The sequence below is a fragment of the Aliiroseovarius sp. ABM4_368 genome (assembly GCF_056161205.1).
In genome coordinates, this window is record NZ_JBSWYR010000001.1 from 382,844 (window position 1) to 407,000 (window position 24,157).

General features: G+C 58.8%; 25 protein-coding genes. 22 read left to right on the plus strand and 3 right to left on the minus strand.

The features are described from left to right. Window positions 1-15 precede the first annotated feature (15 nt). Complete coding sequence (locus tag ACXAH3_RS01940) at window positions 16-1,596, plus strand: AMP-binding protein (protein ID WP_474861138.1); 1,581 nt, start codon at window positions 16-18, stop codon at window positions 1,594-1,596. Window positions 1,597-1,690: 94 nt separating this feature from the next. On the opposite strand, the gene ACXAH3_RS01945 is transcribed toward ACXAH3_RS01940, so the two are convergent. From ACXAH3_RS01945 to glmU, 3 genes are read right to left on the minus strand one after another with little or no spacing between them, the layout of a single operon-like run. Next, a complete protein-coding gene (locus ACXAH3_RS01945; RefSeq protein ID WP_474860384.1) occupies window positions 1,691-2,479 on the minus strand; it encodes a DNA alkylation repair protein in 789 nt (262 codons plus the stop codon). Continuing rightward, window positions 2,476-4,296, minus strand: coding sequence for a glutamine--fructose-6-phosphate transaminase (isomerizing) (gene glmS, locus ACXAH3_RS01950; protein WP_474860385.1), 1,821 nt, complete (start codon window positions 4,294-4,296; stop codon window positions 2,476-2,478). The genes ACXAH3_RS01945 and glmS overlap by 4 nt, the downstream gene beginning before the upstream one ends. 1 nt (window position 4,297) lies before the next feature. Beyond that, window positions 4,298-5,653, minus strand: coding sequence for a bifunctional UDP-N-acetylglucosamine diphosphorylase/glucosamine-1-phosphate N-acetyltransferase GlmU (gene glmU, locus ACXAH3_RS01955; RefSeq protein WP_474860386.1), 1,356 nt, complete (start codon window positions 5,651-5,653; stop codon window positions 4,298-4,300). A 132-nt stretch (window positions 5,654-5,785) separates the two neighbouring features. Here glmU and ACXAH3_RS01960 point away from each other — a divergent pair, with 132 nt between their 5' ends. The 21 genes from ACXAH3_RS01960 (at window position 5,786) to nuoF (ending at window position 24,156) form a co-directional block, all read left to right on the plus strand. Beyond that, the gene (locus tag ACXAH3_RS01960) at window positions 5,786-6,469 is read left to right on the plus strand and encodes an HAD-IA family hydrolase (protein ID WP_474860387.1); all 684 of its coding nucleotides are present in this window, start codon (window positions 5,786-5,788) and stop codon (window positions 6,467-6,469) included. 44 nt (window positions 6,470-6,513) lie between these two features. Continuing rightward, on the plus strand, window positions 6,514-7,716 hold the full coding sequence (locus ACXAH3_RS01965; RefSeq protein WP_474860388.1) for a DegT/DnrJ/EryC1/StrS family aminotransferase: 1,203 nt from the start codon (window positions 6,514-6,516) through the stop codon (window positions 7,714-7,716). 152 nt (window positions 7,717-7,868) lie between these two features. Further along, window positions 7,869-9,029: an isovaleryl-CoA dehydrogenase gene (locus ACXAH3_RS01970; protein ID WP_474860389.1), complete on the plus strand. Its 1,161-nt coding sequence runs from the start codon at window positions 7,869-7,871 to the stop codon at window positions 9,027-9,029. A 46-nt stretch (window positions 9,030-9,075) separates the two neighbouring features. Further along, window positions 9,076-9,492, plus strand: coding sequence for a hypothetical protein (locus ACXAH3_RS01975; protein ID WP_474860390.1), 417 nt, complete (start codon window positions 9,076-9,078; stop codon window positions 9,490-9,492). Then, on the plus strand, window positions 9,489-11,093 hold the full coding sequence (locus tag ACXAH3_RS01980; RefSeq protein WP_474860391.1) for a carboxyl transferase domain-containing protein: 1,605 nt from the start codon (window positions 9,489-9,491) through the stop codon (window positions 11,091-11,093). Before ACXAH3_RS01975 ends, ACXAH3_RS01980 begins: the two co-directional genes overlap by 4 nt. Window positions 11,094-11,096: 3 nt before the next feature. Then, window positions 11,097-11,534: a thermonuclease family protein gene (locus ACXAH3_RS01985; protein WP_474860392.1), complete on the plus strand. Its 438-nt coding sequence runs from the start codon at window positions 11,097-11,099 to the stop codon at window positions 11,532-11,534. Window positions 11,535-11,598: 64 nt separating this feature from the next. Next, window positions 11,599-13,539: an acetyl/propionyl/methylcrotonyl-CoA carboxylase subunit alpha gene (locus tag ACXAH3_RS01990; RefSeq protein WP_474860393.1), complete on the plus strand. Its 1,941-nt coding sequence runs from the start codon at window positions 11,599-11,601 to the stop codon at window positions 13,537-13,539. Then, window positions 13,536-14,213 (plus strand): glutathione S-transferase family protein, encoded by a 678-nt coding sequence (locus tag ACXAH3_RS01995; RefSeq protein WP_474860394.1) that lies wholly within the window; start codon window positions 13,536-13,538, stop codon window positions 14,211-14,213. Before ACXAH3_RS01990 ends, ACXAH3_RS01995 begins: the two co-directional genes overlap by 4 nt. Window positions 14,214-14,231: 18 nt before the next feature. Then, a complete protein-coding gene (locus ACXAH3_RS02000; RefSeq protein ID WP_474860395.1) occupies window positions 14,232-15,086 on the plus strand; it encodes a hydroxymethylglutaryl-CoA lyase in 855 nt (284 codons plus the stop codon). 2 nt (window positions 15,087-15,088) lie between these two features. Continuing rightward, window positions 15,089-15,871, plus strand: coding sequence for a crotonase/enoyl-CoA hydratase family protein (locus tag ACXAH3_RS02005; RefSeq protein WP_474860396.1), 783 nt, complete (start codon window positions 15,089-15,091; stop codon window positions 15,869-15,871). 30 nt (window positions 15,872-15,901) lie between these two features. Then, window positions 15,902-16,048, plus strand: coding sequence for a hypothetical protein (locus ACXAH3_RS02010; RefSeq protein ID WP_474860397.1), 147 nt, complete (start codon window positions 15,902-15,904; stop codon window positions 16,046-16,048). 345 nt (window positions 16,049-16,393) lie between these two features. Then, window positions 16,394-16,759: an NADH-quinone oxidoreductase subunit A gene (locus ACXAH3_RS02015; RefSeq protein WP_474860398.1), complete on the plus strand. Its 366-nt coding sequence runs from the start codon at window positions 16,394-16,396 to the stop codon at window positions 16,757-16,759. After that, the gene (locus ACXAH3_RS02020; RefSeq protein WP_474860399.1) at window positions 16,750-17,283 is read left to right on the plus strand and encodes a NuoB/complex I 20 kDa subunit family protein; all 534 of its coding nucleotides are present in this window, start codon (window positions 16,750-16,752) and stop codon (window positions 17,281-17,283) included. Before ACXAH3_RS02015 ends, ACXAH3_RS02020 begins: the two co-directional genes overlap by 10 nt. A 3-nt stretch (window positions 17,284-17,286) precedes the next feature. Continuing rightward, window positions 17,287-17,898: an NADH-quinone oxidoreductase subunit C gene (locus ACXAH3_RS02025; protein WP_474860400.1), complete on the plus strand. Its 612-nt coding sequence runs from the start codon at window positions 17,287-17,289 to the stop codon at window positions 17,896-17,898. 5 nt (window positions 17,899-17,903) lie between these two features. Then, window positions 17,904-18,761: a sulfotransferase gene (locus ACXAH3_RS02030; protein ID WP_474860401.1), complete on the plus strand. Its 858-nt coding sequence runs from the start codon at window positions 17,904-17,906 to the stop codon at window positions 18,759-18,761. Continuing rightward, entirely contained in the window at window positions 18,761-19,981 is a 1,221-nt protein-coding gene (locus tag ACXAH3_RS02035; RefSeq protein WP_474860402.1) for an NADH-quinone oxidoreductase subunit D, read from the plus strand. Before ACXAH3_RS02030 ends, ACXAH3_RS02035 begins: the two co-directional genes overlap by 1 nt. Continuing rightward, window positions 19,978-20,406: a hypothetical protein gene (locus ACXAH3_RS02040; RefSeq protein WP_474860403.1), complete on the plus strand. Its 429-nt coding sequence runs from the start codon at window positions 19,978-19,980 to the stop codon at window positions 20,404-20,406. Before ACXAH3_RS02035 ends, ACXAH3_RS02040 begins: the two co-directional genes overlap by 4 nt. Continuing rightward, window positions 20,406-21,590, plus strand: coding sequence for an NADH-quinone oxidoreductase subunit E (locus ACXAH3_RS02045; RefSeq protein ID WP_474860404.1), 1,185 nt, complete (start codon window positions 20,406-20,408; stop codon window positions 21,588-21,590). Before ACXAH3_RS02040 ends, ACXAH3_RS02045 begins: the two co-directional genes overlap by 1 nt. Window positions 21,591-21,720: 130 nt before the next feature. Then, window positions 21,721-22,620, plus strand: coding sequence for an endonuclease (locus tag ACXAH3_RS02050; protein WP_474860405.1), 900 nt, complete (start codon window positions 21,721-21,723; stop codon window positions 22,618-22,620). Between the two features lie 9 nt (window positions 22,621-22,629). Further along, a complete protein-coding gene (locus tag ACXAH3_RS02055; protein WP_474860406.1) occupies window positions 22,630-22,854 on the plus strand; it encodes a DUF5337 domain-containing protein in 225 nt (74 codons plus the stop codon). Between the two features lie 6 nt (window positions 22,855-22,860). Then, entirely contained in the window at window positions 22,861-24,156 is a 1,296-nt protein-coding gene (gene nuoF / locus ACXAH3_RS02060; protein ID WP_474860407.1) for an NADH-quinone oxidoreductase subunit NuoF, read from the plus strand. Window position 24,157 lies beyond the last annotated feature (1 nt).

Consider the following 24,157-nt stretch of genomic DNA (forward strand, 5'->3'; position numbering starts at 1 on the left):
GGAACTTGGGCGGGAATGCGGGATGCGTTTCGCTGGGATATACCCCAACATTTCAACATTGCTGAACGTTGCTGTGACAGCTGGGCCGCGCTGGATCCTGATCGGATCGCGCTGACACATATTCGTCAGGACGGTAGCGCCGAAGACTGGAGTTTTGGCCGCCTGAAGGACGCCTCGGATCGGCTTGCAACCGTTCTGCACGAAGCGGGGCTGGGCAAAGGCGACCGGATTGCGGTGCTGTTGGGGCAGGGGCCCGAGGTTCTGATTACCCATTTTGCGGCCTACAAGCTGGGCGCGGTGGTGTTGCCTTTGTTTACGTTGTTCGGTGCGGATGCTTTGGCCTATCGCCTATCGGATAGCGGGGCCAAGCTGGTGGTCACCGATCCAGAAAGCATGCCAAAACTCTTAGAAATCCGGGACAAGTTGCCCGATTTGGACGCGGTTTTTGCCACCATGCCCTGTGATGGGGCCACGGATATGTGGCGCGCGTTGGGCCGTGCGGACCCCTTGGTGGATCTGGCGGACACCTTGGCCGAAGATCCCGCGGTGATGATCTATACCTCGGGAACCACGGGGCCGCCCAAAGGTGTGCTGCATGCTCAAAGGTTCCTGTTGGGCCATCTGCCCAGCGTCGAAACCTATAACGAGGACTTCCCGCAGGCGGGCGACAAGGGGTGGACCCCTGCCGATTGGGCGTGGATTGGCGGCTTGATGGATCTGGCGCTGCCGTTTCTTTATTTTGGCGTTCCGATTGTCAGTCACCGAATGCGCAAGTTCACGGCCGAGGCCGCCTATCGCCTGATTGCGGATCATAACGTGCGCAATTTGTTCATGCCGCCGACCGCGTTGAAGCTGTTGCGCCAGTCAGACGCATGTCCTGACGGCGTCAATATAAGGTCCATTGGTTCGGGCGGCGAAAGCCTTGGGGCCGGGTTGCTGGACTGGGCCGATAAGGTGTTGGGCGTGAAGATCAACGAGTTTTACGGCCAGACTGAATGCAATCTGGTCCTGTCATCAGTCGCGGGCGCGATGGAGGTAAAGCCGGGCAGCATGGGGCAGGCCATTCCCGGCCATGATGTAGCCCTGCTGGCGGAAGATGGATCACCCGTTGCCCAAGGCGAAATGGGCGAGATCTGCGTGAAATCGCCCGATCCAGTGATGTTCTTGCGCTATTGGAACTTGCCAGAGAAGACGCGCGACAAGTTTCACGATGTGGGCGGTGTGAAATGGCTGCGTACGGGCGATCTGGCCAGTCAGGATGCCGAGGGCTATTTCACTTTTGCCAGTCGCGATGATGATGTGATAACCTCGGCCGGGTATCGTATTGGGCCAAGCGAGATCGAGAACTGTCTGATGACCCATCCCGATGTCACCATGGCGGCGGTGATCGGTGTGCCGGACCCCTTGCGGACCGAGGCGGTCAAAGCAGTAATCGTACTGCGGGATGGCTGTGCGCCTGAGGGCATGGAGGACGCGTTGATCCAACTGGTGCGCGACCGGATCAGCCCTCATGTGGCGCCTAGAAGCGTTGATTTCGTGGATCAGCTGCCTATGACCGCCACTGGCAAGATCATGCGGCGCGAGCTGCGAGGGTAAAGGGGGCGCTGCCCCTTGCATGATTTTCCTTCGGAAATTCATGCTACCCCGGGATATTTTTGGCAAGAAAATGCAGGTTTGAGGTGCGCGCAGATTACGCGTCGCCGTTCGACGGGTCCTTGCTGCGGCGCCCCCAGCTTTCCTCGCGCAATTTGCGCTTCTCGGCCCGCCATTTGTCCTTGGCCTCTTTTTGAAGCTGAGCGGGTGGGGGCAGGTGCTTGCGTGCTTCCTTCAAGGCGAAGGGCTGCAAGGTTTTCGAATGTGGTTTCAGGAAGGCGCGGGCACGATCGGGGTCGTGTTTGGACAGGTCGCGCACCCACCATGCAATGGCTTTCTGAATGAACCATTCGGGGTCGGTGACATAGCCATCAGCCCAACCCAGCACACGGTCCCGGATGGCGATATCTTCGTCTTTCGGATTATTTTGCTTGGTCCAGGGCAGGGTAATCACAAGGGCCGCGCGCCGGGTCCACATGTGGTCTGATGTGGTCCACTTCTCGACATCATCAAGCCGGGTGGGATCAGCCACCAGACGTTTTTGCCCGGCCATGCAGACGTGGTCGGCAATGGCCCAGCTGTCGAAATCGGGCACCCAGCTTTGGATCAGATCCCACACGGCATCATCCGGACGAATGCGGGCTTGTGTCAGCAGTTTGGCAGCGGCAATCCGCGCCTCGAACACATCGGTTTTCCAAAGTTGATCGGCCAGCGAGACGCGGTCCTCGACGGACAGCGCCTGACGCCATTCTTTCGTCAGATCGTTCAGGGCGGGGTTCGGGATGCCCCAGACCTCGCGTGTTTGTTTGTGGTAGGCCTTCTGCCCTTCGGCGCGGCCCGGTTCGATCTGGGCCTTCAGCGCGGCCAGTGCATCATCAAGGGTCATTCTACGGTCACCGATTTGGCAAGATTGCGGGGTTGGTCCACATCCGTGCCTTTCGCAATCGCCGTGTGATAGGCTAGAAGCTGGGCAGGAATGGCGTAAAGGATCGGTTGGATCAGCTCGGGCGCTTCGGGCAAAGCGAGGGTTTGCCAGACGCCATCGCCGGCTTCTTCCGCAGCGCGGGCGTCGGACACCAGAACCACGCGGCCACCGCGGGCCATGACCTCTTGCATGTTTGAAACCGTCTTGTCGAACAGCCCATCATGCGGTGCCATCACCACGGTTGGCGTGACCTTGTCGACCAGCGCGATGGGGCCGTGTTTCAGTTCACCTGACGCATAACCCTCGGCGTGGATATAGCTGATTTCCTTGAGCTTTAGGGCGCCCTCTAAGGCAAGCGGATACATTTGCCCACGGCCTAGGAACAGCACGTCACGCGCCTCGGCCAGTTTGCTGGCGATGTCCTTGGTGGCGGCGTCGATGGTCAGGGCGTGGCTCATCAATCCGGGAAGTTGGCGTAGCTCTGCCAAGTGCTTCGCCAGCTCAGCGTCGTCCAGATGTCCGCGGTCATGAGCGGCCTTCAGCGCCATGATGGCAAAGCTGGTCAGCTGGCAGGTGAACGCTTTGGTCGAGGCGACGGACACTTCGACGCCCGCGTGGATCTCCACCGCCACATCGCTTTCGCGCGCGATCGAGCTTTCGGGCACGTTGATCAACGCTACGATCTTATCGGCCTTGCCTGCGGAATAGCGCAGCGCGGCCAGCGTATCGGCGGTTTCGCCCGATTGGCTGACAAATAGGCCGACAGTTTTCGGTGAGAACGGTGCCTCGCGATAGCGGAACTCGGATGCGACGTCGATGTCGACGGGCAGGCGGGCATAGTGTTCGAACCAATACTTCGCGACCATTCCGGCAAGATAGGCTGTGCCGCAGGCGACGATGGACAGGCGGTTCACATCTGCGAAGTTGATGCCGCCAAGATCCATGGTGATTTTATCGCCGGATACATAGGCCTCAAGCACCTCGCCGACCACGGTGGGCTGCTGGGCGATTTCTTTGGCCATATAGTGCTTGTATCCGCCTTTCTCGATCCGGGCGGCGTCGAGCTTAACCTGTTTCATCTGACGGTTGGCGCGCCGGCCTTCGGCGTCGAAAATCTCGGCCCCGTCGCGAGTGATGACGGCCCAATCACCTTCTTCCAGATAGGTGATCTTGTCGGTCATCGGGGCCAGCGCGATGGCGTCGGAACCCACGAACATCTCGCCATCGCCATGACCGATGGCCAGCGGGCTGCCTTTACGGGCGGCGATCATCAGGTCGTGTTCGCCGTCAAACAGGAAGCAAAGCGCGAATGCTCCGTCGAGCTGAGACAGAGTCAGCTCGACCGCTTCTTTCGGGGATTTCCCTTGCGCCACATAGCTTTGCGCCAAAAGGGCAACTGTTTCGGTGTCTGTCTCGGTCGAGAACTCCAACCCTTCAGCGGCCAGTTTCTCGCGCAATTCACGGAAGTTTTCGATGATGCCGTTATGTACAACAGCAACCGAACCCGCACGGTGCGGGTGGGCGTTGTCCGTGGTGGGCGCGCCATGGGTGGCCCAGCGGGTGTGGCCGATGCCGGATTTTCCTGCCAGCGGGTCATGCACCAGCGTATCGGACAGGTTCACCAGTTTGCCAACGGCGCGGCGGCGGCCCAACTGGCCTTTCGCGTCAATGGTTGCGATGCCCGCGCTGTCATAGCCACGATATTCCAGCCGTTTCAGCGCCTCAACAAGGATCGGCGCGGCTTCGTGATTGCCCAGTACCCCTACAATTCCACACATCTCAGGATCCTTTCTGGCGTCGGGCCTTGGCCGCACGCAGCTTGGTAAACAATTTAACAGCAAGACCGGGTTTAATCTCGGTCTTGGCACGACCAACCGCCATGGCGCCAGCTGGCACGTCCTTGGTGACCACGGTGCCTGTGGCGGTCATCGCCTCGTCCCCGACGGAAACGGGGGCCACAAGGCAGGTGTTCGAGCCGATGAAGGTCCGCGCGCCAATGTCAGTGTGGTGCTTCGAGACACCATCATAGTTGCAGGTGATCGTCCCCGCGCCGATATTTGCGCCTTCTCCCACGCGGGCGTCGCCAACATAAGACAGGTGGTTCACCTTTGCGCCTTCTTCGATCTGAGCGTTCTTGATTTCCACGAAGTTGCCGATCTTGGCGTCTTCCGCCAGTTCCGCACCGGGGCGTAGGCGGGCATAGGGGCCGACGACCCCACCGCGCGACACATGGCATCCTTCCAGATGCGAGAACGCGCGAATGCGAGTGTCGCTTTCTACCGTCACGCCCGGGCCGAAGACCACGTTGGGTTCGACGACGGTGTCGCGGCCTATCACCGTGTCATACGAGAAATAGACCGTGTCGCGTGCAATCAGCGTGACGCCATTTTCCAGAGCCTCGTCGCGGGCATTTGTCTGGAAAATCTCTTCCGCCGTAGCCAGTTCGGAGCGCGAGTTGATGCCCAGCGTCTCGGCCTCGTCGCATGTAACGACACGGGCGGTCAGGCCTTTTGCGCGGGCCACTTCGACGATGTCAGTCAAGTAGTACTCGCCCGAGGCATTGTCATTTCCAACCCCGTCAATTAGGTCGAACAAGGTCTGAGCGTTTGCCGCTACAACGCCACTATTGCAAAGGGTTACGGAGCGTTCTTCATCTGACGCATCTTTGAATTCAACGATGCGCTCCAAGGCGCCGTCATTCACGATCAAGCGGCCATACCGACCCGGGTCGGCGGCTTCAAAACCCAGCACAACCACATCGGCCCCGGCCGTCCGTTGGGCGGCCATGGCTTCCAGCGTTTCGGGGCGGATGAACGGCGTGTCACCATACAGAACAATCGCATCCCCGTCGAAGCCGTCCAGCGCAGGGCGGGCCTGTGCGACGGCGTGTCCGGTGCCCAGCTGTTCTTCCTGTACGGCGATGGTGATGTCAGGGTCCAGATCAGCGGCGGCCTTGCCGACGGTCTCGGCTCCGTGACCCACAACCAGCACCGCGCGTTCGGGTTCCAGAGCCGCGCCCGATGCCAGCGCATGGGCGAACAAAGGTGCGCCTGCGACCTCGTGCATTACCTTGGGAAGGTCCGAATTCATCCGTGTTCCTTTGCCAGCGGCAAGGACAATCAGGGCTGTCGCCATATCATTCTGCTCTTTCAATTCCTTTTGGCCCGTTTTACCCCTTGAGGCGCGGCTCGCAAGGGAAACTGGTTCAATTAACCTTACGCGAGGTTACAGGCTTCGGCGGGGAATTGCCAAAGAAGGATCAAGGGAATGACGCAAGGCAACGGAAAACGGACGGTAATATTCGATCTGGATGGCACGCTGGCGGACACGTCGGGCGACCTGATCGCGGCCGCCAATGCATGCTTTGAAGGGTTGGGCCATGGGGCAATGCTGGATCCGGTGGCGGATGCACTGACGGCGTTTCACGGTGGGCGGGCAATGTTGCGGCTGGGGTTCGAACGCCTGAACGGTGCTGCGGACGAGGCCGATGTGGATCGCGAGTTTCCAAACCTGCTGACAGCCTATGAAAACGACATTGATCGGCACACCGTGATCTATCCCGGCACGATGGAGGCCGTGGAGCGGCTGCACGTGGCAGGCTATGCGGTGGGTATTTGCACCAATAAGCCCGAGGGGTTGGCGCGCATCCTGCTGACCCGCTTGGGCATTCTGGACAGGTTCACCTCGCTGATCGGGGCGGACACGCTGCCGACCCGCAAGCCTGACCCAGCCCCCTTTGTGGCGGCTGCGGTGCAGGCCGGCGGGGATCCGGCCTGTGCGCTTTTGGTTGGCGATACCTTGACGGATCGGGACACAGCACGCGCGGCCAATGTACCTTGCATCTTGGTCGGGTTCGGTCCAGAAGGGCCGGGCGTGGCGCGGTTGGATCCCGAGGCGATGCTGGATCACTATGATAATCTGGACGACACGGTTTCACGGTTGATTGGATGAAACGCTTTATTGACCCGCAGGCAGGTTCTGCGCAGTCTCGGCCCATGACAGATCGATTCACCGGAAATTTCACCCAGCAAGAGCCCATCCCGGACGAAGGGATCGAAGCGGCCTTGGACGTTTTGCGCCACGGGCGACTGCACCGCTATAACGTGGCCGAGGGCGAGACATCGCATGTCGCGCTTCTGGAGCAAGAATTCGCAGCCCAGATGGGGTCGAAATATGCCTTGGCTGTGTCGTCAGGTGGCTATGCCATCGCGACGGCCTTGCGTGCGGTGGGGGTTGAAGCAGGTGACAGCGTGTTGACCAACGCTTTCACCTTGGCGCCAGTGCCCGGTGCGATTGCCTCGGTGGGCGGCAAACCCGTCTTTGTCGGCGTGACCGAGGGCTTAACCATCGACTTGGATCATCTGGCCGAGCTGTTGGCTGACCCCGATGCACCGCGCGTGCTGCTTTTGTCGCATATGCGTGGGCATATTTGCGATATGGAGCGCTTGATGCGGATCTGTGACGGGGCGGGCGTCACGGTGATAGAGGATTGCGCCCACACGATGGGTGCGCGTTGGAACGGGGTTCTGTCGGGGCGATATGGCGCGATGGCGGCTTACTCGACCCAGACCTACAAGCACGCAAATTCGGGCGAGGGCGGGCTTTTGATTTCTGACGATCCCGATCTGATGGCCCGCGCGATCATCTTGTCGGGCAGCTATATGCTGTATGAACGTCACTTGGCTGGCCCGCCCGCCGAGGCGTTCGAGAAGGTGAAGTATGTCACGCCAAATATCTCGGGCCGGATGGACAATTTGCGGGCGGCGATCTTGCGGCCTCAGCTGGCGAAGTTGGATGATCAATGTGCGGCGTGGAATGCACGCTATCGTGCGGTGGAAGACGGGCTTCAGGGGACGCCGGGCCTTACCGTGATCGAACGGCCCGCAGCCGAGGACTATGTTATGTCCTCGTTCCAGTTCCTGCTGCTGGATTGGTCCGAGGACGCGGTGACGGATGTTGTCGCGCGCTGTGCCGACCGTGGCGTCGAGCTGAAATGGTTCGGCGGGGCCGAGCCTGCGGGCTTTACCAGCCGCTATGACAGTTGGCGTTATGCCGACACGCCCAGCCTGCCCAAGACCGACCGGATCTTGAAAGGTATTGTCGATCTGCGTCTGCCGCTGACCTTCAGCTTGGACGATTGCGCCCTGATTGCGCGGATCATTCGTGACGAGGTCGGTGCTGTGTATCAGGCGGGCTGATCCCCTTATCATTTAACTGATAACAAGCACCACGCGCGTTGTGACGCTGCGTGAATTTCTGCGCGTATTGACGCGAATCGAGCTTTCAGACAGTTAACTGAACAAGCGTTCAATAATGCGATCCTGAATACCTGATCCGGAAGGAAGCCGCCATGTTCAACAACTCTATGAATTTCGATCTGGGCGAAGACGTCAACGCCATCCGCGAGATGGTGCATCGGTTTGCACAGGACCGGATCAAGCCGATTGCGGCTGAGGTGGATCAGAAGAACGAGTTCCCCAACGAGCTGTGGAAAGAGTTTGGCGATTTGGGCCTGCTGGGCGTCACCACGCCAGAAGAATTTGGCGGATCGGACATGTCCTATCTGGCGCATGTTGTGGCTGTTGAGGAAATCGCGCGGGCCTCGGCCTCGGTCTCGCTGTCCTATGGCGCGCATTCGAACCTTTGCGTGAACCAGATCCGTCGCAACGCCACGGATGAACAGAAGGCAAAGTATCTGCCGAAGCTGTGTTCGGGCGAACATATCGGCGCGTTGGCCATGTCGGAAGCGGGCGCTGGCTCGGACGTTGTGTCGATGAAGCTGCGCGCCGAAAAGCGTAACGGATACTACGTTCTGAACGGCACCAAGTTCTGGATCACCAATGGCCCGGATGCGGATACTCTGGTCGTTTACGCCAAGACCGACCCAGATGCTGGCCCGCGTGGTATCACGACGTTTATCATCGAAAAGGGGATGAAGGGCTTCTCGACCTCGGAACATTTCGACAAGCTGGGCATGCGCGGATCGAACACTGCCGAATTGATCTTTGAAGACGTGGAAGTGCCGTTCGAGAACGTGCTGGGCGAGGAAGGCAAAGGTGTTGCTGTTCTGATGTCAGGACTGGACTACGAACGCGTGGTTCTGTCAGGGATCGGCACCGGCATCATGGCCGCCTGTCTGGACGAAATCATGCCCTATATGAAAGAGCGCAAGCAGTTCGGTCGCCCGATTGGGGACTTCCAGCTGATGCAGGCGAAGATCGCCGACATGTACACCGCGATGAATTCGGCCCGTGCCTATGTTTACGAAGTCGCCAAGGCCTGTGACCGTGGTGAGGTGACCCGTCAGGACGCCGCAGCCTGTGTGCTTTATGCGTCCGAAGAAGCCATGAAACAGGCGCACCAAGCGGTGCAGGCCATGGGTGGTGCGGGCTTTATGAACGAAACGCCAGTGAGCCGCATTTTCCGCGACGCGAAGCTGATGGAGATCGGCGCAGGGACGTCCGAAATCCGTCGTATGCTGATTGGGCGAGAACTGATGAGCGCGCAGTGATGAAAGCTTGGTTCTGTAACTGCTTATCCAAGTGCAAGAGAGCTAAATGAGCCAACGCCCGCCAGATATCCTCCAGCGCTCGGTCGCGCAGATCTGGGTGACGATTGTTAAGCCTGTGATCGGAGCGGTGTGGTCTGTGTTTAGTTGGCCGTTCCGACTATCGTGCTCAGCGTGCGGCGGTAAGGTCGTGTGGCGCTGGTTCTGCATTCCTAAAGATCAGCTTTTCTGCACGGGATGTGATCGCAGATTTCGTTTCGCATTCTGGCAACATCTGCTGGCACTGCCGTTCGCTTTGATAGGTGTGTTCGTCGGGTTCAGCCTCGTGACAAAGTTGGGTCTTACTTTTGTCGATGGGCTCGGGCGCATTCAGCCTAATCTCTGGGGCGCATTGATCATGGTGTACTGCTTTCTTGCAGGACCATCAATTATACGGAAATCCATGAAATTGAAGGGGATCCAATGAAACTACAATCCCAAGCAACCCCCGGGTCCGAGGCCTGGAAGGCCAACCGCGCGGGTCACCTTGAAGCACTGAAAGTGGTGGCCGACGCTGCCGAGGCTGCCGTTGGTGGCGGCGGGCAGAAATCCCGCGACCGTCACCTGAGCCGTGGCAAGATGTTGCCGCGTGACCGCGTGTCGAACCTTTTGGATCCGGGGTCTCCGTTTCTTGAGGTTGGCGCGACGGCTGCCCATGGCATGTATGACGGCGCTGCCCCTTGTGCGGGTGTCGTCGCGGGGATCGGTCAGGTGCATGGTCAGGAATGCATGATCGTGTGCAACGATGCGACCGTGAAGGGTGGGACCTACTACCCCATGACAGTCAAAAAGCACCTGCGCGCGCAAGAGATCGCGGAAGAGTGCAATCTGCCCTGTATCTATCTGGTCGACAGTGGCGGCGCGAACCTGCCGCAGCAGGACGAGGTCTTCCCGGATCGCGATCACTTTGGCCGGATTTTTTATAACCAAGCCCGCATGTCCGCGAAGGGCATCCCTCAGATCGCAGTTGTGATGGGGTCCTGTACCGCAGGCGGTGCCTACGTGCCTGCCATGTCGGACGTGACCATCATCGTGAAAGAGCAGGGGACCATTTTCCTTGCCGGTCCGCCTTTGGTGAAAGCCGCAACAGGCGAAGTTGTATCGGCTGAAGACCTTGGAGGCGGCGACGTCCACACGCGTCTGTCGGGCGTGGCAGATTATCTGGCCGAGGATGACGCGCACGCGCTGGCTCTGGCCCGTCGTGCTGTCGAAAGCCTGAACCGCGAAAAGCCGATCACGGTGAAGTGGCAAGAACCCGAAGAACCGGCCTACGATGCCGAGGAGCTGTTGGGCGTGGTCCCCGCCGACCTGAAGACGCCCTATGACATCCGAGAAGTGATCATGCGGATCGTCGACGACTCGCGCTTTGACGAGTTCAAGCCGCGCTTTGGCGAAACGCTGGTTACCGGCTTTGCCCATCTTAAAGGCTGCCCCATCGGGATCATCGCCAATAACGGCGTCATCTTCTCGGAAGCGGCGCAGAAAGGCGCACATTTCGTCGAGCTGTGCAGCCAGCGCAATATCCCGCTGGTGTTCCTGCAAAACATCACCGGCTTCATGGTGGGCCGGAAGTACGAAAACGAGGGCATCGCCCGTCACGGCGCCAAGATGGTGACCGCCGTGGCCACAACCAACGTGCCCAAGGTGACGATGGTTGTCGGTGGCTCTTACGGGGCTGGCAACTACGGCATGGCCGGTCGCGCTTACCAGCCGCGCTTTATGTGGACATGGCCGAACTCGCGCATCTCGGTGATGGGCGGTGAACAGGCGGCGGGCGTTTTGGCGACCGTGAAACGCGATGCCATCGAACGGCAGGGCGGCGAATGGTCGGCGGAAGAAGAAGCCGAGTTCAAGCAGCCCACCATCGACATGTTCGAGGAACAGAGCCACCCGCTCTATGCCTCGGCGCGTTTGTGGGATGACGGCGTGATCGACCCGCGCAAATCGCGCGAAGTGCTTTACCTGTCGCTGTTGGCGGCTCTGAACGCGCCAATCGAAGAGACCAAGTTTGGCGTCTTCCGGATGTAATCGGTGGACACGAACCTTGTCATATATTGCGGCGTGACGCTTCTGATCCTCTACACGCTGGCCGAGCAAATCGCGCCTATCCCACGCGTGAGTGTGATCGACGGCTGTCGGCTGGGCTATGTCTATGACGGGGATACGGTTGAACTGAAATGCCCGGATCGCAATCGCACTGCGCGGTTGGTTGGATTTGATACGCCTGAGACGAAAGACCCGGGTTGCCCCGAGGAAAAGGCGCTGGGCGACAAGGCCACGGCCCGCCTGCGCCAGATCGTGAAAGGGGCGGACATCGCGATGCGCCATGACGGACACGACAAATATGGTCGCGAACTGGTGCGCCTGTCTGCGGATGGGCGCGACGTGGGTGATACGCTGATCAGCGAAGGACTGGCATTGGCCTATCGCGGCGGTGGGCGCGTCAACTGGTGTGACCGACTGAATTGAATACACGCCCGCGATTGCGGGTGACCAAACACGGGGCAAAGCCCCACCCGAAGGAGGAACAGCGATGTTCACGAAAATCCTGATTGCAAACCGTGGCGAGATTGCCTGCCGCGTCATCGACACTGCCCGCAAGCTGGGTGTGGCCACTGTCGCCGTGTATTCGGACGCAGATGCCGATGCGCGTCACGTGAAAATGGCGGATGAAGCCGTGCATATCGGCCCACCGCAGCCTGCGCAGTCTTATCTGTTGGGCGACCGGATTATTCAGGTCGCGCTGGATACTGGTGCGCAGGGGATTCACCCCGGCTATGGTTTTCTGTCGGAAAACCCTGACTTTGTGGATGCAGTTGAAAAGGCCGGTCTGACCTTTATCGGCCCGTCGTCCGATGCAATCCGTAAGATGGGTTTGAAAGACGCGGCTAAGAAGCTGATGGTGGACGCAGGCGTGCCGGTCGTGCCGGGCTATCATGGCGAAGATCAGGACCCCAAACTTCTAGCCGCCGAGGCAGATAAAATGGGCTATCCCGTGCTGATCAAGGCCGTTGCCGGCGGTGGCGGCAAGGGGATGCGTCGCGTGGACGATCCTGCTGATTTTGCAGACGCTTTGAAATCGGCACAGGGCGAGGCCCAGACCGCTTTCGGCAATGCCGATGTGCTGGTCGAGAAATACATCCTTAGCCCCCGTCATATCGAGGTGCAGGTCTTTGGCGATGGCACCAACGCTGTGCATTTGTTTGAACGCGACTGCTCGCTGCAACGTCGCCACCAGAAGGTGATCGAAGAAGCGCCAGCGCCGGGCATGACCGAAGAGGTCCGCGAGGCGATGGGCATGGCAGGCGTCCGTGCGGCTGAGGCAATTGGTTACAAGGGGGCTGGCACGGTCGAGTTCATCGTGGATGGGGCAAATGGTTTGCGTACGGACGGGTTCTGGTTCATGGAAATGAACACCCGTCTTCAGGTGGAACACCCCGTTACGGAAGCGATCACCGGCGTTGACCTTGTTGAATGGCAGCTGCGCGTCGCAAGCGGAGAAGGTCTGCCCAAGCAGCAGGACGAGCTGACCATCACCGGGCATTCGTTCGAAGCGCGCCTTTATGCCGAAGACGTGCCCAAGGGCTTCCTTCCCGCGACCGGCACGCTGAGCCACCTGAAATTCCCCGAAGGTGCACGGGCTGATACGGGCGTGCGGGCAGGGGACACGATCAGCCCGTTCTATGATCCGATGATTGCCAAGCTGACGGTCCATGCCGGATCGCGTGCGGCAGCGTTGCGGATGCTTTCGTCTGCACTGTCGAAGACCGAGGTCGCCGGGTCTGTGACCAACCTGGCTTTTCTTGGCGCGTTGACCCGGCATGAAGGTTTCGCAAAGGGGGACGTGGACACGGGCCTGATTGAACGTGACCTTGAGGCTCTGACCCACGAGCCGGGGCCGACGATGGCCGATATCGGAGCCGCCGCCCTGTGCGCGCTTGGCCTTTTGAAGCGCGAAGGCACTGGGTTCACGTTGTGGGGCGGATTGAACCATTTTATCACGCTGACCCACGCGGACGAGACCTTTGATGTCGTTGTCACTTCGGATGGCGCGGATCGTCACGTGATCACCGTGGGTGAGGATAGCATCGAAGCCACTTGCCTGAACGGTCAGTGGAAGATGGGCGAAGATCGCGGTCCGCGTGTTGCCAAAGCGGGCAATGTTGTCACCGTCTTTGCGCAATCGGGACTGGAGTTCCACGTGGCTGACCCGCTTGATCAGGACGCTGGTGCCGGTGCCGGGGCAGGCGTGATTGAAGCGCCGATGCCGGGTCTGGTGAAAGCCGTCTTTGCCAAAGCGGGACAAGAGGTGAAAGAAGGTGACCGCCTTGCGATCCTTGAGGCCATGAAGATGGAGCATTCGCTGGAAGCCGCACGTGATGGCGTGGTGGCCGAGGTGTTGTGCGCTGATGGCGATCAAGTTGAAGCCGGTGCACCGCTGATCCGTTTGGAAGACGAAGAGGAAGACGCATGAGTTTTCGACTGCATCACGTTCAATATGGCCGTTCGGTCCGGGTGCTTTGGCTGATCGAAGAAATCGGGCTTGAAGACAAACTGGGCGAAAAGCTTGACGTGGTCGAATACCAGATCGGCTCGAAAGAGATGTTCGAGGGGGGGCTGCGCAAGGTGTCCCCCGCCACGCGTATTCCGGCACTGGAAATCGGTGACATCACCATGTCGGAAAGCGGAGCAATCGTTGAGTATCTGACCGAGACCTATGCCCCCGAGTTCGGCGTTTCCCCCGGCCAGCCCGAGCGCACGGATTACCTGCAATGGATACACTATACGGAAACCATGGCCAGCCAGATCGAGCAGTTGAACATGCAGATGGTGTTCCTGCGCCCGCCCGCAAAGCCCAGCCCGATTGTGATCAAGCTGAATGTGGCGCGTCTTCGTCACACGCTGGCAGGGCTTGAGACGCATCTGGAAGGGCGCGAATGGCTGCTGGATCGCGGCTTCTCGGCGGCGGATATCATGATGGGGTTTAACATTTTTGCCGCGCCTTACTATGTGAAGCTGGACGAATTTCCGAATATCACCGCATATAAGGCGCGGATCGAGGCCTTGCCGTCTTACCAGCGCACCGTCGCCCGCGAGGGTGAACAGCGTTTCTATGCGCAGGATTTCTATCCTGTCCCCACTGAGTGAGAAGGGTGGAGTAACCCTATGGAATACGTAGAGATTTTCGAGGTCGGTCCGCGCGATGGGCTGCAAAACGAAAAGCGCCAGATCCCCACGGGTGAAAAGATCGCTCTGGTCGATCTGCTGTCCGGTGCGGGCTTCAAACGGATCGAGGTCGCCAGCTTCGTCAGCCCCAAATGGGTGCCTCAGATGGCCGATAGCGCGGATGTGTTGGCGGGGATCAAGCGGGCCGAAGGCGTGTCCTATGCGGCCCTGACCCCGAACATGCGCGGGTTTGAAGGTGCGGTGGCTGCAAAGGCCGACGAGATCGCGATTTTTGGTTCGGCCTCGGAAGGGTTTTCCAAGGCCAACATCAACTGCACGATCGCCGAAAGCCTTGAGAGGTTCCAGCCGGTGGCCGAGGCCGCCAAAGCGGCAGGTCTTCCCGTGCGTGGCTACATTTCCTGCGTGACGGACTGCCCTTATGACGGCAAGACAGATCCAGCGCAGGTGGCGTGGGTTGCGAAAGAGCTGCTTGCCATGGGCTGCTATGAAATCTCGTTGGGAGATACGATAGGACAGGCCACACCCGAGAGCATCAGCGTCATGCTGGACGCAGTGCTGGGTGAAGGCGACGCGGCGAAATTTGCAGGTCATTACCACGACACAAGCGGGCGGGCGTGCGACAATGTCGAAGCGTCGCTTGTTAAGGGCATTCGCGTGTTTGATGCTGCCGTTGGCGGGTTGGGCGGTTGTCCCTATGCGCCCGGTGCGCAGGGCAACGTGGCGACCGAGGCCGTGCATGACCGGGTGACCGCGCTGGGCTATGCCACAGGGCTGGACCGGGAGATTTTGGACAAAGCCGCCCAGATGGCACGGCAAATGCGGGTAGGGGACTGATTATGGGATACGAGACGATCTCGATCACCACGGACGAACGCGGTGTTGCGACGCTGCTGTTGGACCGTGCGGACAAGCACAACGCCATGTCGGCCCTGATGATTGAAGAACTGACGGATGCCGCTCACACGCTGGGTGCGGATGACGCAGTACGCGTCGTGATTCTGACCGGCGATGGAAAAAGCTTCTGCGCGGGCGGGGATCTGCGCTGGATGCAGGACCAGATGGCGGCCGATCCCGTGACCCGCGGGGTCGAGGCCAAGAAGCTGGCTATGATGTTGAATGCATTGAATGAAATGCCCAAGCCCTTGATCGCGCGCGTTCAGGGGCAGGCGTTCGGGGGCGGGGTCGGTATGGCATCGGTTTCGGATGTGTCCATCGGTATTCAATGCGCAAAGTTTGGCCTGACCGAGACCCGTCTGGGCCTGATCCCGGCCACCATCGGCCCTTATGTTTTGGCCCGTCTGGGCGAGGCGATGGCGCGGCGCGTCTTCATGTCGGCGCGTATTTTTGATGCAGACGAGGCGGTGACGCTGGGCCTGCTGGCCAAGGCTGTTGCCCCTGAAGATCTGGACGCTGCGGTCGAGGCTGAAGTGACGCCTTACCTATCCGTCGCCCCCGGTGCGGTGGCAGAAGCCAAAGCGTTGGCCCGCCGTCTTGGCCCACCCATCACAGAAGAAATCATCGACGAAACCATTGCTGGACTGGTCGCCCGTTGGGAAAGCGCCGAGGCACAGGAAGGCATTGCGGCGTTCTTCGCGAAAGAGAAACCAAGCTGGGCGTGATCCGCTAGATTGCGTTCGTGCATACTGATGATGGTGGCACGTTCCGCCAACATCACCCAAAAGCTGATTGGGACATTTTGGGCAGGTTTCGCCATCACCATCGCGACCACCATCACCAACTTGGTCACGCCATCGCGGGCAAAGCGGTGGCGCGTGGGCCGGTTGCCATTGTTTTGACATTGGCAGCGCTGAAGTTGGCGTTAGGGAAGGGGCCCGCAAATTCAAGGCAGTGAGTCTCTTTTTTTGGTCGTCACCGGGTTAGGAATGCTGCGCTTGCTCAATTTTCGATGCGTGCGGGTCTGAATTTTGATTAACACGTGATGGAAATTACGGGCTGGAAATCCGGCTTCGAGACGCTGAAACCCCTTTCTTTCAAAGCTGAATCAGATGCCGTTTGGTGTCGCGTCATTCCGAATTCAAAAAACTAAGTGCGGGCGCCTGTAGGTTGACCCTGACACGGTGCGACGGTAAACCGCAATGAGCTAGCGAAAAGCGGGTAAACCGCTTTATAAGGAGCCAAACGTGGAAGATCTTCTCCGGGAATACCTCCCCATCATCATTTTCCTCGGACTCGCCATTGTTATCGGACTTGTTCTGATCCTCGCCGCCGTTGTGCTGGCAGTCCGCAATCCTGACCCCGAAAAACTCAGCGCTTACGAATGTGGCTTCAACGCCTTCGATGACGCGCGGATGAAGTTCGACAGCCGGTTTTATCTGGTCGCGATCCTGTTCATCATTTTCGATCTGGAAATCGCCTTCCTGTTCCCTTGGGCCGTGGCCTTTAAGGATGTTGGGTTGATCGGGTTCTGGTCGATGATGGTGTTCCTTGCCGTTCTGACGATCGGCTTTGCCTATGAATGGAAGAAAGGGGCGCTCGAATGGGAGTGATGACCGGAGCCAACACGGCAGGCGGTGACCGCGAACAGGCGACCCGTCTTCTGAACGATCAGCTGGCCGACAAAGGCTTTTTGCTGACCACCACGGACGACATCATCAACTGGGCCCGTACGGGGTCGCTGCACTGGATGACCTTTGGTCTGGCATGTTGCGCGGTCGAGATGATGCACTCGGCCATGGCACATTATGACCTAGAGCGTTTCGGCACTGCGCCGCGCGCGTCTCCTCGTCAATCTGACCTGATGATCGTGGCCGGCACCCTGACCAACAAGATGGCACCTGCTTTGCGCAAGGTTTATGACCAGATGCCCGATCCGCGCTATGTGATCTCGATGGGGTCCTGTGCGAATGGTGGCGGCTATTATCACTATTCCTACTCGGTGGTGCGCGGCTGCGACCGCATCGTGCCTGTAGACGTCTATGTTCCCGGCTGCCCCCCGACCGCTGAAGCGTTGCTTTACGGCATTCTGCAACTTCAACGCAAAATCCGCCGCACCGGCACGATTGTGAGGTAAGCGATGAGCGAAGCTCTGAACGAACTTGGCGCCACCATCGAAGTAAAGCGCCCCGATTGCGTGCTAAGCTGGGACGTCGCTTTTGATGAACTGACTGTAACTGTGCCGTTGTCGGGTATTCCGACCTTCATCGAGTTTCTGAAAACGGACAACGCCTGCAAGTTTTCGACATTGGTCGACATTACGGCGGTCGACCATCCCGAGCGCGAGGCCCGCTTTGACGTGGTCTATCACTTCCTGTCGATGTACACGAACCAGCGCATCCGGGTGAAGGTCGCTGTGCGTGAGGACGAAATGGTGCCCTCGATCACCGAGGTCCACAAATCTGCCAACTGGTTTGAACGCGAAGTCTTCGACATGTTCGGGATCCTCTTTTCCGGCCACCCGGATCTGCGCCGCATCCTGACCGATTATGGCTTCCGTGGCTTCCCGCTGCGCAAGGACTTCCCGACCACCGGTTATACCGAAGTGCGGTATGACGAGGTCGAAAAGCGCGTGGTGTATGAGCCCGTGACGCTGACGCAAGAATACCGCCAGTTTGACTTCATGTCCCCGTGGGAGGGTGCGAACTATATCCTGCCGGGTGACGAGAAAACGGAAGAGGCCAAAGGCTGAACCTGATGAGTGGGCAAACCTTCATATTCTGCGTTGGGGCGACGAAAGCTGGCACAAGCTGGCTGTATGATTACCTCAATTCGCACCGGGAGTGTCAGCTTCCGGCGGTGAAGGAGCTTCACTATTTCGACGCGCTTGAGCATGGCAGCGGGGCATGGCATCGCAAGCAGCTGGAAGAGCGGATGGAAGGCGTACGCGCCAGACTGGCAGCCGACGACAGCCCGAAGCCGCATCAGGAACGCCTGTTGGCCGATGGCGAGGCGTGGCTGGACGCGTTTGACGGAGAAACCCGCGACGACGCGGCGTATGTTGAGTATGTCCGCAACACACGCGAAGATGCCAAGCTGATCGGTGACTTCACCCCGGCCTATGGCATGCTGAAAGAAGCCACCTTCCGCGCGATGGCAGGGCTGACCGACAAGGTGCGTTTTGTCTATCTGATGCGTGACCCTGTGGAACGTGTCTGGTCGAATATTCGCATGGTCGCGGGTCATGGCGGACGTTCGGCACTGGACGCCAAGATCAAGGGCGTTCTGGATGGAACGGCCACGAATATCCTTGAGCGGTCGAACTATCGCCGCACTCTGAACCGGCTCAGCGCGGCTCTCCCGCGCGAGGCGTTTCACATTGAATTTTACGAACGGCTGTTTTCGCCCGACGCCATTGCGCGGCTTTGTGCTTTCCTTGGGATCACCCCGGAACCCGCACAATATGACCGCGTGGTGCATCGCAGCATGTCGGCCGACCTGCAGCAGGCCCAACGGGCGCAGCTTCAGGCAGCCCTTAAACCGCAATACAATTTCGTCGAGAAGTTCATGGGTGAGCTTCCGTCGGAATGGACCCAGAAGATGGTGAGCGTATGATGGACGGATCCAAAAACTTCGAGGACGCCCAAACCGGCGAACAGAAGATCCGCAACTTTAACATCAACTTCGGGCCTCAGCACCCGGCAGCACACGGCGTATTGCGCATGGTGCTTGAGCTGGATGGCGAGATTGTTGAACGCGCCGACCCGCATATCGGCCTTCTGCACCGTGGCACCGAAAAGCTGATGGAAAGCCGCACCTATCTGCAGAACCTGCCCTATTTCGACCGTTTGGATTACGTGGCCCCGATGAACCAGGAACACGCGTGGTGTCTGGCGATCGAGAAGCTGGCCGGTGTCGAGGTTCCGCGCCGTGGTCAGTTGATCCGCGTTCTGTATTCGGAAATTGGCCGAATTCTGAACCACCTTCTGAACATCACCACGCAGGCGATGGACGTTGGTGCGCTGACCCCGCCGCTTTGGGGTTTTGTAGAACGTGAGGCTCTAATGGGCTTTTACGAACGCGCCTGTGGTGCCCGCCTTCACGCTGCCTATTTCCGTCCCGGTGGTGTCCATCAGGACCTGCCGCCCGAGCTGATCGATGATATCGAGACCTGGGCGCATCATTTCCCGACCCGCATCCAGGATCTGGACGAGCTTCTGACCGAGAACCGCATCTTCAAACAGCGGAACGCTGACATTGGTGTGGTAAACGAACAGGACATTCTGGATTGGGGCTTCTCGGGCGTGATGGTCCGTGGCTCGGGTCTGGCATGGGATTTGCGCCGTGCGCAGCCCTATGAATGCTATGACGAATTCGACTTCCAGATTCCCGTCGGCAAGAACGGCGACTGCTATGACCGTTACCTCGTCCGCATGGAAGAGATGCGCCAGTCGCTGTCGATCATCCTGCAATGTGTTGAAAAACTGCGCGCCCCCGAAGGGCAGGGCGATGTGCTGGCGCGTGGCAAGCTGACCCCGCCCAAGCGCAGCGACATGAAACAGTCGATGGAAAGCCTGATCCATCACTTCAAGCTTTACACCGAAGGCTTCAAACTGCCTGAAGGTGAAGTCTATGCCGCCGTTGAAGCGCCCAAAGGTGAATTCGGCGTCTATCTGGTTTCGGATGGGTCCAACAAACCCTACCGCTCGAAAATCCGCGCGCCCGGGTTCCTGCATCTTCAGGCAATGGACTATGTGGCCGGTGGCCACCAACTGGCCGACGTCGCTGCCATCATCGGCACCATGGACGTCGTGTTTGGGGAGATCGACCGGTGAAACACCTTTCAATCTCAACCGCGTTTCTATTCGTCTCGGCCAGTTTGGCTTTGGCGAGCGAGAGCGTTTGGGAAAAGAGGGCGTTAAATTGGGTGGAGTTCCTGCAGACTGGCAACGACGAGTTTAGTACTCAGATGTCTGAGATGCTCAATCTGGTAGATGGTTGCACCCTGCCAGAAAAAGCCTGCGATACCATTCGGGTATCTGCACGTAAGTATAACCGCACCGCGGTGCAGCCGATTGTGGCTGCCATCCTCGGAAAGTCTGTTGAAAGCTTGATCGGAGAGGATCAAGAGTGCTTTGAAAAGCGCAAGGGCGTCCCCTTGGCGGCAATCATGACCACTGGCACAGGCCCTTTCACAATTATGCAAGATAAAACTGAAGCGCAGGGAACTTGTTTTCTGCGTGACTTGGGAGACGCTTAATGCTTCGCCGATTGCATCATGAACAGCCCGAAAGCTTTGCTTTCACGCCAGCCAACCTTGCGTGGGCGGAAGGGCAGATCACGAAATATCCCGAGGGGCGTCAGGCGTCTGCGGTGATCCCACTTCTGTGGCGTGCACAGGAACAGGAAGGCTGGCTGACCAAGCCCGCCATTGAAGCTGTGGCCGACATGCTGGGCATGGCCTATATCCGCGTGCTGGAAGTGGCCTCGTTCTATTTTATGTTCCAGCTGCAACCCGTTGGATCTGTTGCGCATATCCAGATTTGCGGCACCACCGGCTGCATGATCTGTGGCGCGGAAGACCTGATCGCGGTGTGCCGTGAAAAGATTGCCGACAAGCCGCATGTTGTGTCCGATGACGGCAAGCTGAGCTGGGAAGAGGTCGAGTGCCTTGGATCCTGCACCAACGCGCCGATGGCTCAAATCGGCAAGGATTACTATGAAGATCTGACCGCCGAGAGTTTTGCCAAGATCGTGGACGAGCTTCGCGCAGGCAATGTGCCTACGCCGGGTCCGCAAAACGGGCGCTATGCGGCCGAGCCTCTGTCCGGTCTGACTTCGCTGACCGAGTATGAAAGCGGCAAGACGCAATTTAACGCGTCGGTACAGTTGGCAGCGGATATTGGTGATACGGTCAAACGTATCGACGGCACTGAGGTTCCATTGTTGACGCCGTGGTTGGGCAAGAACGCGGTCAAAGGCAAAGCGAAGCCGCCGAAACCCAAGGCGTCCGGGCAACCCGCGAACCGCCAGAAGCCCATCGCGAAGGTTCCGGTGGACACATCAAAATCTATTGCGAAACCAAAGACTAAACCTGCCGTGAAACCGTCGTCGCCTGCCAAGGCCGTTAAAGGCAAAGCCGACGTCACGACCGGAAAAGCAAAGAAACCACGCACCATGAAGGCCCCCCGCAAAGCGGGTGCGGACGACTTGAAGCAGTTGAAGGGCGTTGGCCCCAAACTGGAAGGCGTCCTGAACGGCCTTGGCTTCTGGCATTTTGACCAGATCGCCAAATGGGGTGCAAACGAGATTGCCTGGGTCGACGATCAACTGTCCTTCAAGGGACGGATTGAGCGCGACGGTTGGGTAGAGCAAGCCAAGACTTTGGCAGAAGGTGGCGAGACCGAATTCTCGTCCAAGGTCAAAAAGGGCAAGGTCTACTAAGCACCGCGTAAGGAAAATTCAGGTATGTTCGTGAACGTTACAGATCATAAGTGTATGATAAGGCAGCAAAATGCCACCGCGCCTGTGCGTTCTTTAAATGAGTCCAACATCAAAACAGGGTTAAGGGACAATGAGTAATAATACCGGATTTTTTACGTGTAAACGAACCTGCTGGATTGTCGGTGGGCTGATCGGCTTCGCGCTGTTTCTGATGATCTCGGGGATCATCGGGTTCATCGTCGGCGTGATCGCCGCTGTGGCTGTGGCGTTTCTTTTGCAAAAGCTGTTCTGCGGCGAAGTTGAAGCGGCGGCGGCTCAGACTGCGCCTGCTGCAGCGATGGCAGCCCCTGCTGCGGCCATGGATGCTTCGGTGACGTCTGAGGAAAGCAAGTCAGAGGTCAAACCGGTTCGGGTCAAGCCTGCTTCCAAGAAGACAGACGCGGAAGTGGCGGCGGAAGAGCAAGCCGCGGCCGAGAAAGAAGCTGCTGAGAAAGCTACCGCTGAGAAAGCTGCCGCTGAAAAAGAAGCCACAAAGAAGGCCGCTGCCGAGAAAGAAGCAGCCGAGAAGGCGGCCGCTGAAAAAGAAGCTGCCGCGAAAGCCTCTGCCGAGAAGGTTGCCGCCGAGAAAGCAGCAAAGGAAAAGGCACCCGCCAAGAAGACCGCAGCGAAGAAAGCACCGGCCAAGAAAACCGCAGCGAAGAAGCCTGCAGCCAAAGCCGCCGCCGCCGCAGAACCCACCGGAAAGCCCAAAAAGCCGCGCACGATGAAAGCGCCGCGTAAGGCTGGTGCGGATGATCTGAAACAGCTGAAGGGCGTTGGTCCTAAGCTAGAGCAGACGTTGAACGGTCTGGGTTTCTGGCACTTCGACCAGATCGCCAAATGGGGCGCGGACGAGATTTCGTGGGTTGATGACAACCTCAGCTTCAAGGGTCGGATCGAACGGGACGGCTGGGTAGAGCAAGCCAAGATCCTGGCCGAGGGCGGCGAAACCGCGTTCTCGTCCAAGGTTAAAAAGGGCAAGGTTTACTAAGGAATGGACATGGCAACTGACCCACGGAAAAACACGACACGTCAGGGGCGTTTGGCAGCACTTGTCATCGCTTTGACAGGCGTGTTGTGGGTCGTTGCCACACTTGCCGGCAATTCTCTGGGCTGGTCCAACCGGACCTTGGCTTTGATGGATTTGTTGGCTCTGGCCGGGTTCGTTTTCGGACTGGTCATAACGTATCGGATCTGGCGTCAGCGCCGGACGGATGAAGGATAAAAGCGAATGCTGCAGGATAAAGACCGGATCTTTACCAACCTCTATGGCATGCACGAACGCACTCTTGCGGGCGCCAAGGCGCGCGGCCACTGGGACGGCACAGCCGGGATCATCAAGAAAGGTCGCGACTGGATCGTGGAAGAGATGAAAGCCTCGGGCCTGCGGGGGCGTGGTGGTGCGGGCTTCCCGACCGGTCTGAAATGGTCCTTCATGCCGAAAGAAAGCGATGGGCGTCCGGCCTATCTGGTGATCAACGCAGATGAATCCGAACCGGGCACCTGTAAAGACCGCGAGATCATGCGCCATGATCCCCACACGCTGATCGAAGGTGCATTGATCGCGTCTTTCGCGATGGGGGCGAACACCGCGTATATCTATATCCGTGGCGAGTTCATTCGCGAGCGTGAAGCGCTGCAAGCGGCAATTGACGAAGCCTATGACGCCGGTCTTCTGGGCAAGAACGCCGCGAAATCCGGCTGGGATTTCGACCTTTTCCTGCACCACGGGGCAGGGGCCTATATTTGCGGCGAAGAGACCGCTTTGATCGAAAGCCTAGAGGGCAAGAAGGGCATGCCGCGCATGAAGCCTCCTTTCCCGGCGGGCGCGGGTCTTTATGGCTGCCCGACCACCGTGAACAACGTGGAAAGCATCGCCGTTGTCCCGACCATCCTGCGCCGTGGGCCGGAGTGGTTCGCAGGCTTTGGTCGCCCCAACAATGCGGGCACCAAGCTGTTTGGTATCTCGGGCCATGTGAACAATCCCTGCGTTGTCGAAGAAGCCATGTCGATCAGCTTTGAAGAGCTGATTGAAAAGCATTGCGGCGGCATTCGTGGTGGCTGGGACAATCTGAAAGCGGTTATTCCGGGCGGATCGTCTGTTCCCTGCGTGCGCGCCGAAAACATGCGCGATGCGATCATGGATTTCGATTACCTGCGCGGCGAATTGGGCTCGGGTCTTGGTACTGCGGCTGTGATCGTGATGGACCAGTCCACCGACATCATCAAAGCCATCTGGCGTCTGTCGAAGTTTTATAAACACGAAAGCTGCGGCCAGTGTACGCCGTGCCGCGAAGGCACCGGCTGGATGATGCGCGTGATGGATCGTCTGGTGAAAGGCGAGGCTGACGTTGAAGAAATCGACATGCTGTGGGACGTGACCAAGCAGGTCGAAGGCCACACCATTTGTGCGCTCGGGGATGCGGCGGCTTGGCCGATCCAAGGCCTGATCCGCAACTTCCGGGACGAGATCGAAGACCGCATTCGGGTGAACAAACAAGGAAAGGTCAGCATCGCTGCTGAGTAAG

What these genes read in the sequence shown, in the direction of transcription:
- ACXAH3_RS01940 (WP_474861138.1), top strand. Translation starts at nt 16, where the DNA reads ATGCGGGATGCGTTTCGCTGGGATATACCCCAACATTTCAACATTGCT.
- ACXAH3_RS01945 (WP_474860384.1), bottom strand. Translation starts at nt 2,479, where the DNA reads ATGACCCTTGATGATGCACTGGCCGCGCTGAAGGCCCAGATCGAACCG.
- glmS (WP_474860385.1), bottom strand. Translation starts at nt 4,296, where the DNA reads ATGTGTGGAATTGTAGGGGTACTGGGCAATCACGAAGCCGCGCCGATC.
- glmU (WP_474860386.1), bottom strand. Translation starts at nt 5,653, where the DNA reads ATGGCGACAGCCCTGATTGTCCTTGCCGCTGGCAAAGGAACACGGATG.
- ACXAH3_RS01960 (WP_474860387.1), top strand. Translation starts at nt 5,786, where the DNA reads ATGACGCAAGGCAACGGAAAACGGACGGTAATATTCGATCTGGATGGC.
- ACXAH3_RS01965 (WP_474860388.1), top strand. Translation starts at nt 6,514, where the DNA reads ATGACAGATCGATTCACCGGAAATTTCACCCAGCAAGAGCCCATCCCG.
- ACXAH3_RS01970 (WP_474860389.1), top strand. Translation starts at nt 7,869, where the DNA reads ATGTTCAACAACTCTATGAATTTCGATCTGGGCGAAGACGTCAACGCC.
- ACXAH3_RS01975 (WP_474860390.1), top strand. Translation starts at nt 9,076, where the DNA reads ATGAGCCAACGCCCGCCAGATATCCTCCAGCGCTCGGTCGCGCAGATC.
- ACXAH3_RS01980 (WP_474860391.1), top strand. Translation starts at nt 9,489, where the DNA reads ATGAAACTACAATCCCAAGCAACCCCCGGGTCCGAGGCCTGGAAGGCC.
- ACXAH3_RS01990 (WP_474860393.1), top strand. Translation starts at nt 11,599, where the DNA reads ATGTTCACGAAAATCCTGATTGCAAACCGTGGCGAGATTGCCTGCCGC.
- ACXAH3_RS01995 (WP_474860394.1), top strand. Translation starts at nt 13,536, where the DNA reads ATGAGTTTTCGACTGCATCACGTTCAATATGGCCGTTCGGTCCGGGTG.
- ACXAH3_RS02000 (WP_474860395.1), top strand. Translation starts at nt 14,232, where the DNA reads ATGGAATACGTAGAGATTTTCGAGGTCGGTCCGCGCGATGGGCTGCAA.
- ACXAH3_RS02005 (WP_474860396.1), top strand. Translation starts at nt 15,089, where the DNA reads ATGGGATACGAGACGATCTCGATCACCACGGACGAACGCGGTGTTGCG.
- ACXAH3_RS02010 (WP_474860397.1), top strand. Translation starts at nt 15,902, where the DNA reads ATGGTGGCACGTTCCGCCAACATCACCCAAAAGCTGATTGGGACATTT.
- ACXAH3_RS02020 (WP_474860399.1), top strand. Translation starts at nt 16,750, where the DNA reads ATGGGAGTGATGACCGGAGCCAACACGGCAGGCGGTGACCGCGAACAG.
- ACXAH3_RS02025 (WP_474860400.1), top strand. Translation starts at nt 17,287, where the DNA reads ATGAGCGAAGCTCTGAACGAACTTGGCGCCACCATCGAAGTAAAGCGC.
- ACXAH3_RS02030 (WP_474860401.1), top strand. Translation starts at nt 17,904, where the DNA reads ATGAGTGGGCAAACCTTCATATTCTGCGTTGGGGCGACGAAAGCTGGC.
- ACXAH3_RS02035 (WP_474860402.1), top strand. Translation starts at nt 18,761, where the DNA reads ATGGACGGATCCAAAAACTTCGAGGACGCCCAAACCGGCGAACAGAAG.
- ACXAH3_RS02045 (WP_474860404.1), top strand. Translation starts at nt 20,406, where the DNA reads ATGCTTCGCCGATTGCATCATGAACAGCCCGAAAGCTTTGCTTTCACG.
- ACXAH3_RS02050 (WP_474860405.1), top strand. Translation starts at nt 21,721, where the DNA reads ATGAGTAATAATACCGGATTTTTTACGTGTAAACGAACCTGCTGGATT.
- ACXAH3_RS02055 (WP_474860406.1), top strand. Translation starts at nt 22,630, where the DNA reads ATGGCAACTGACCCACGGAAAAACACGACACGTCAGGGGCGTTTGGCA.
- nuoF (WP_474860407.1), top strand. Translation starts at nt 22,861, where the DNA reads ATGCTGCAGGATAAAGACCGGATCTTTACCAACCTCTATGGCATGCAC.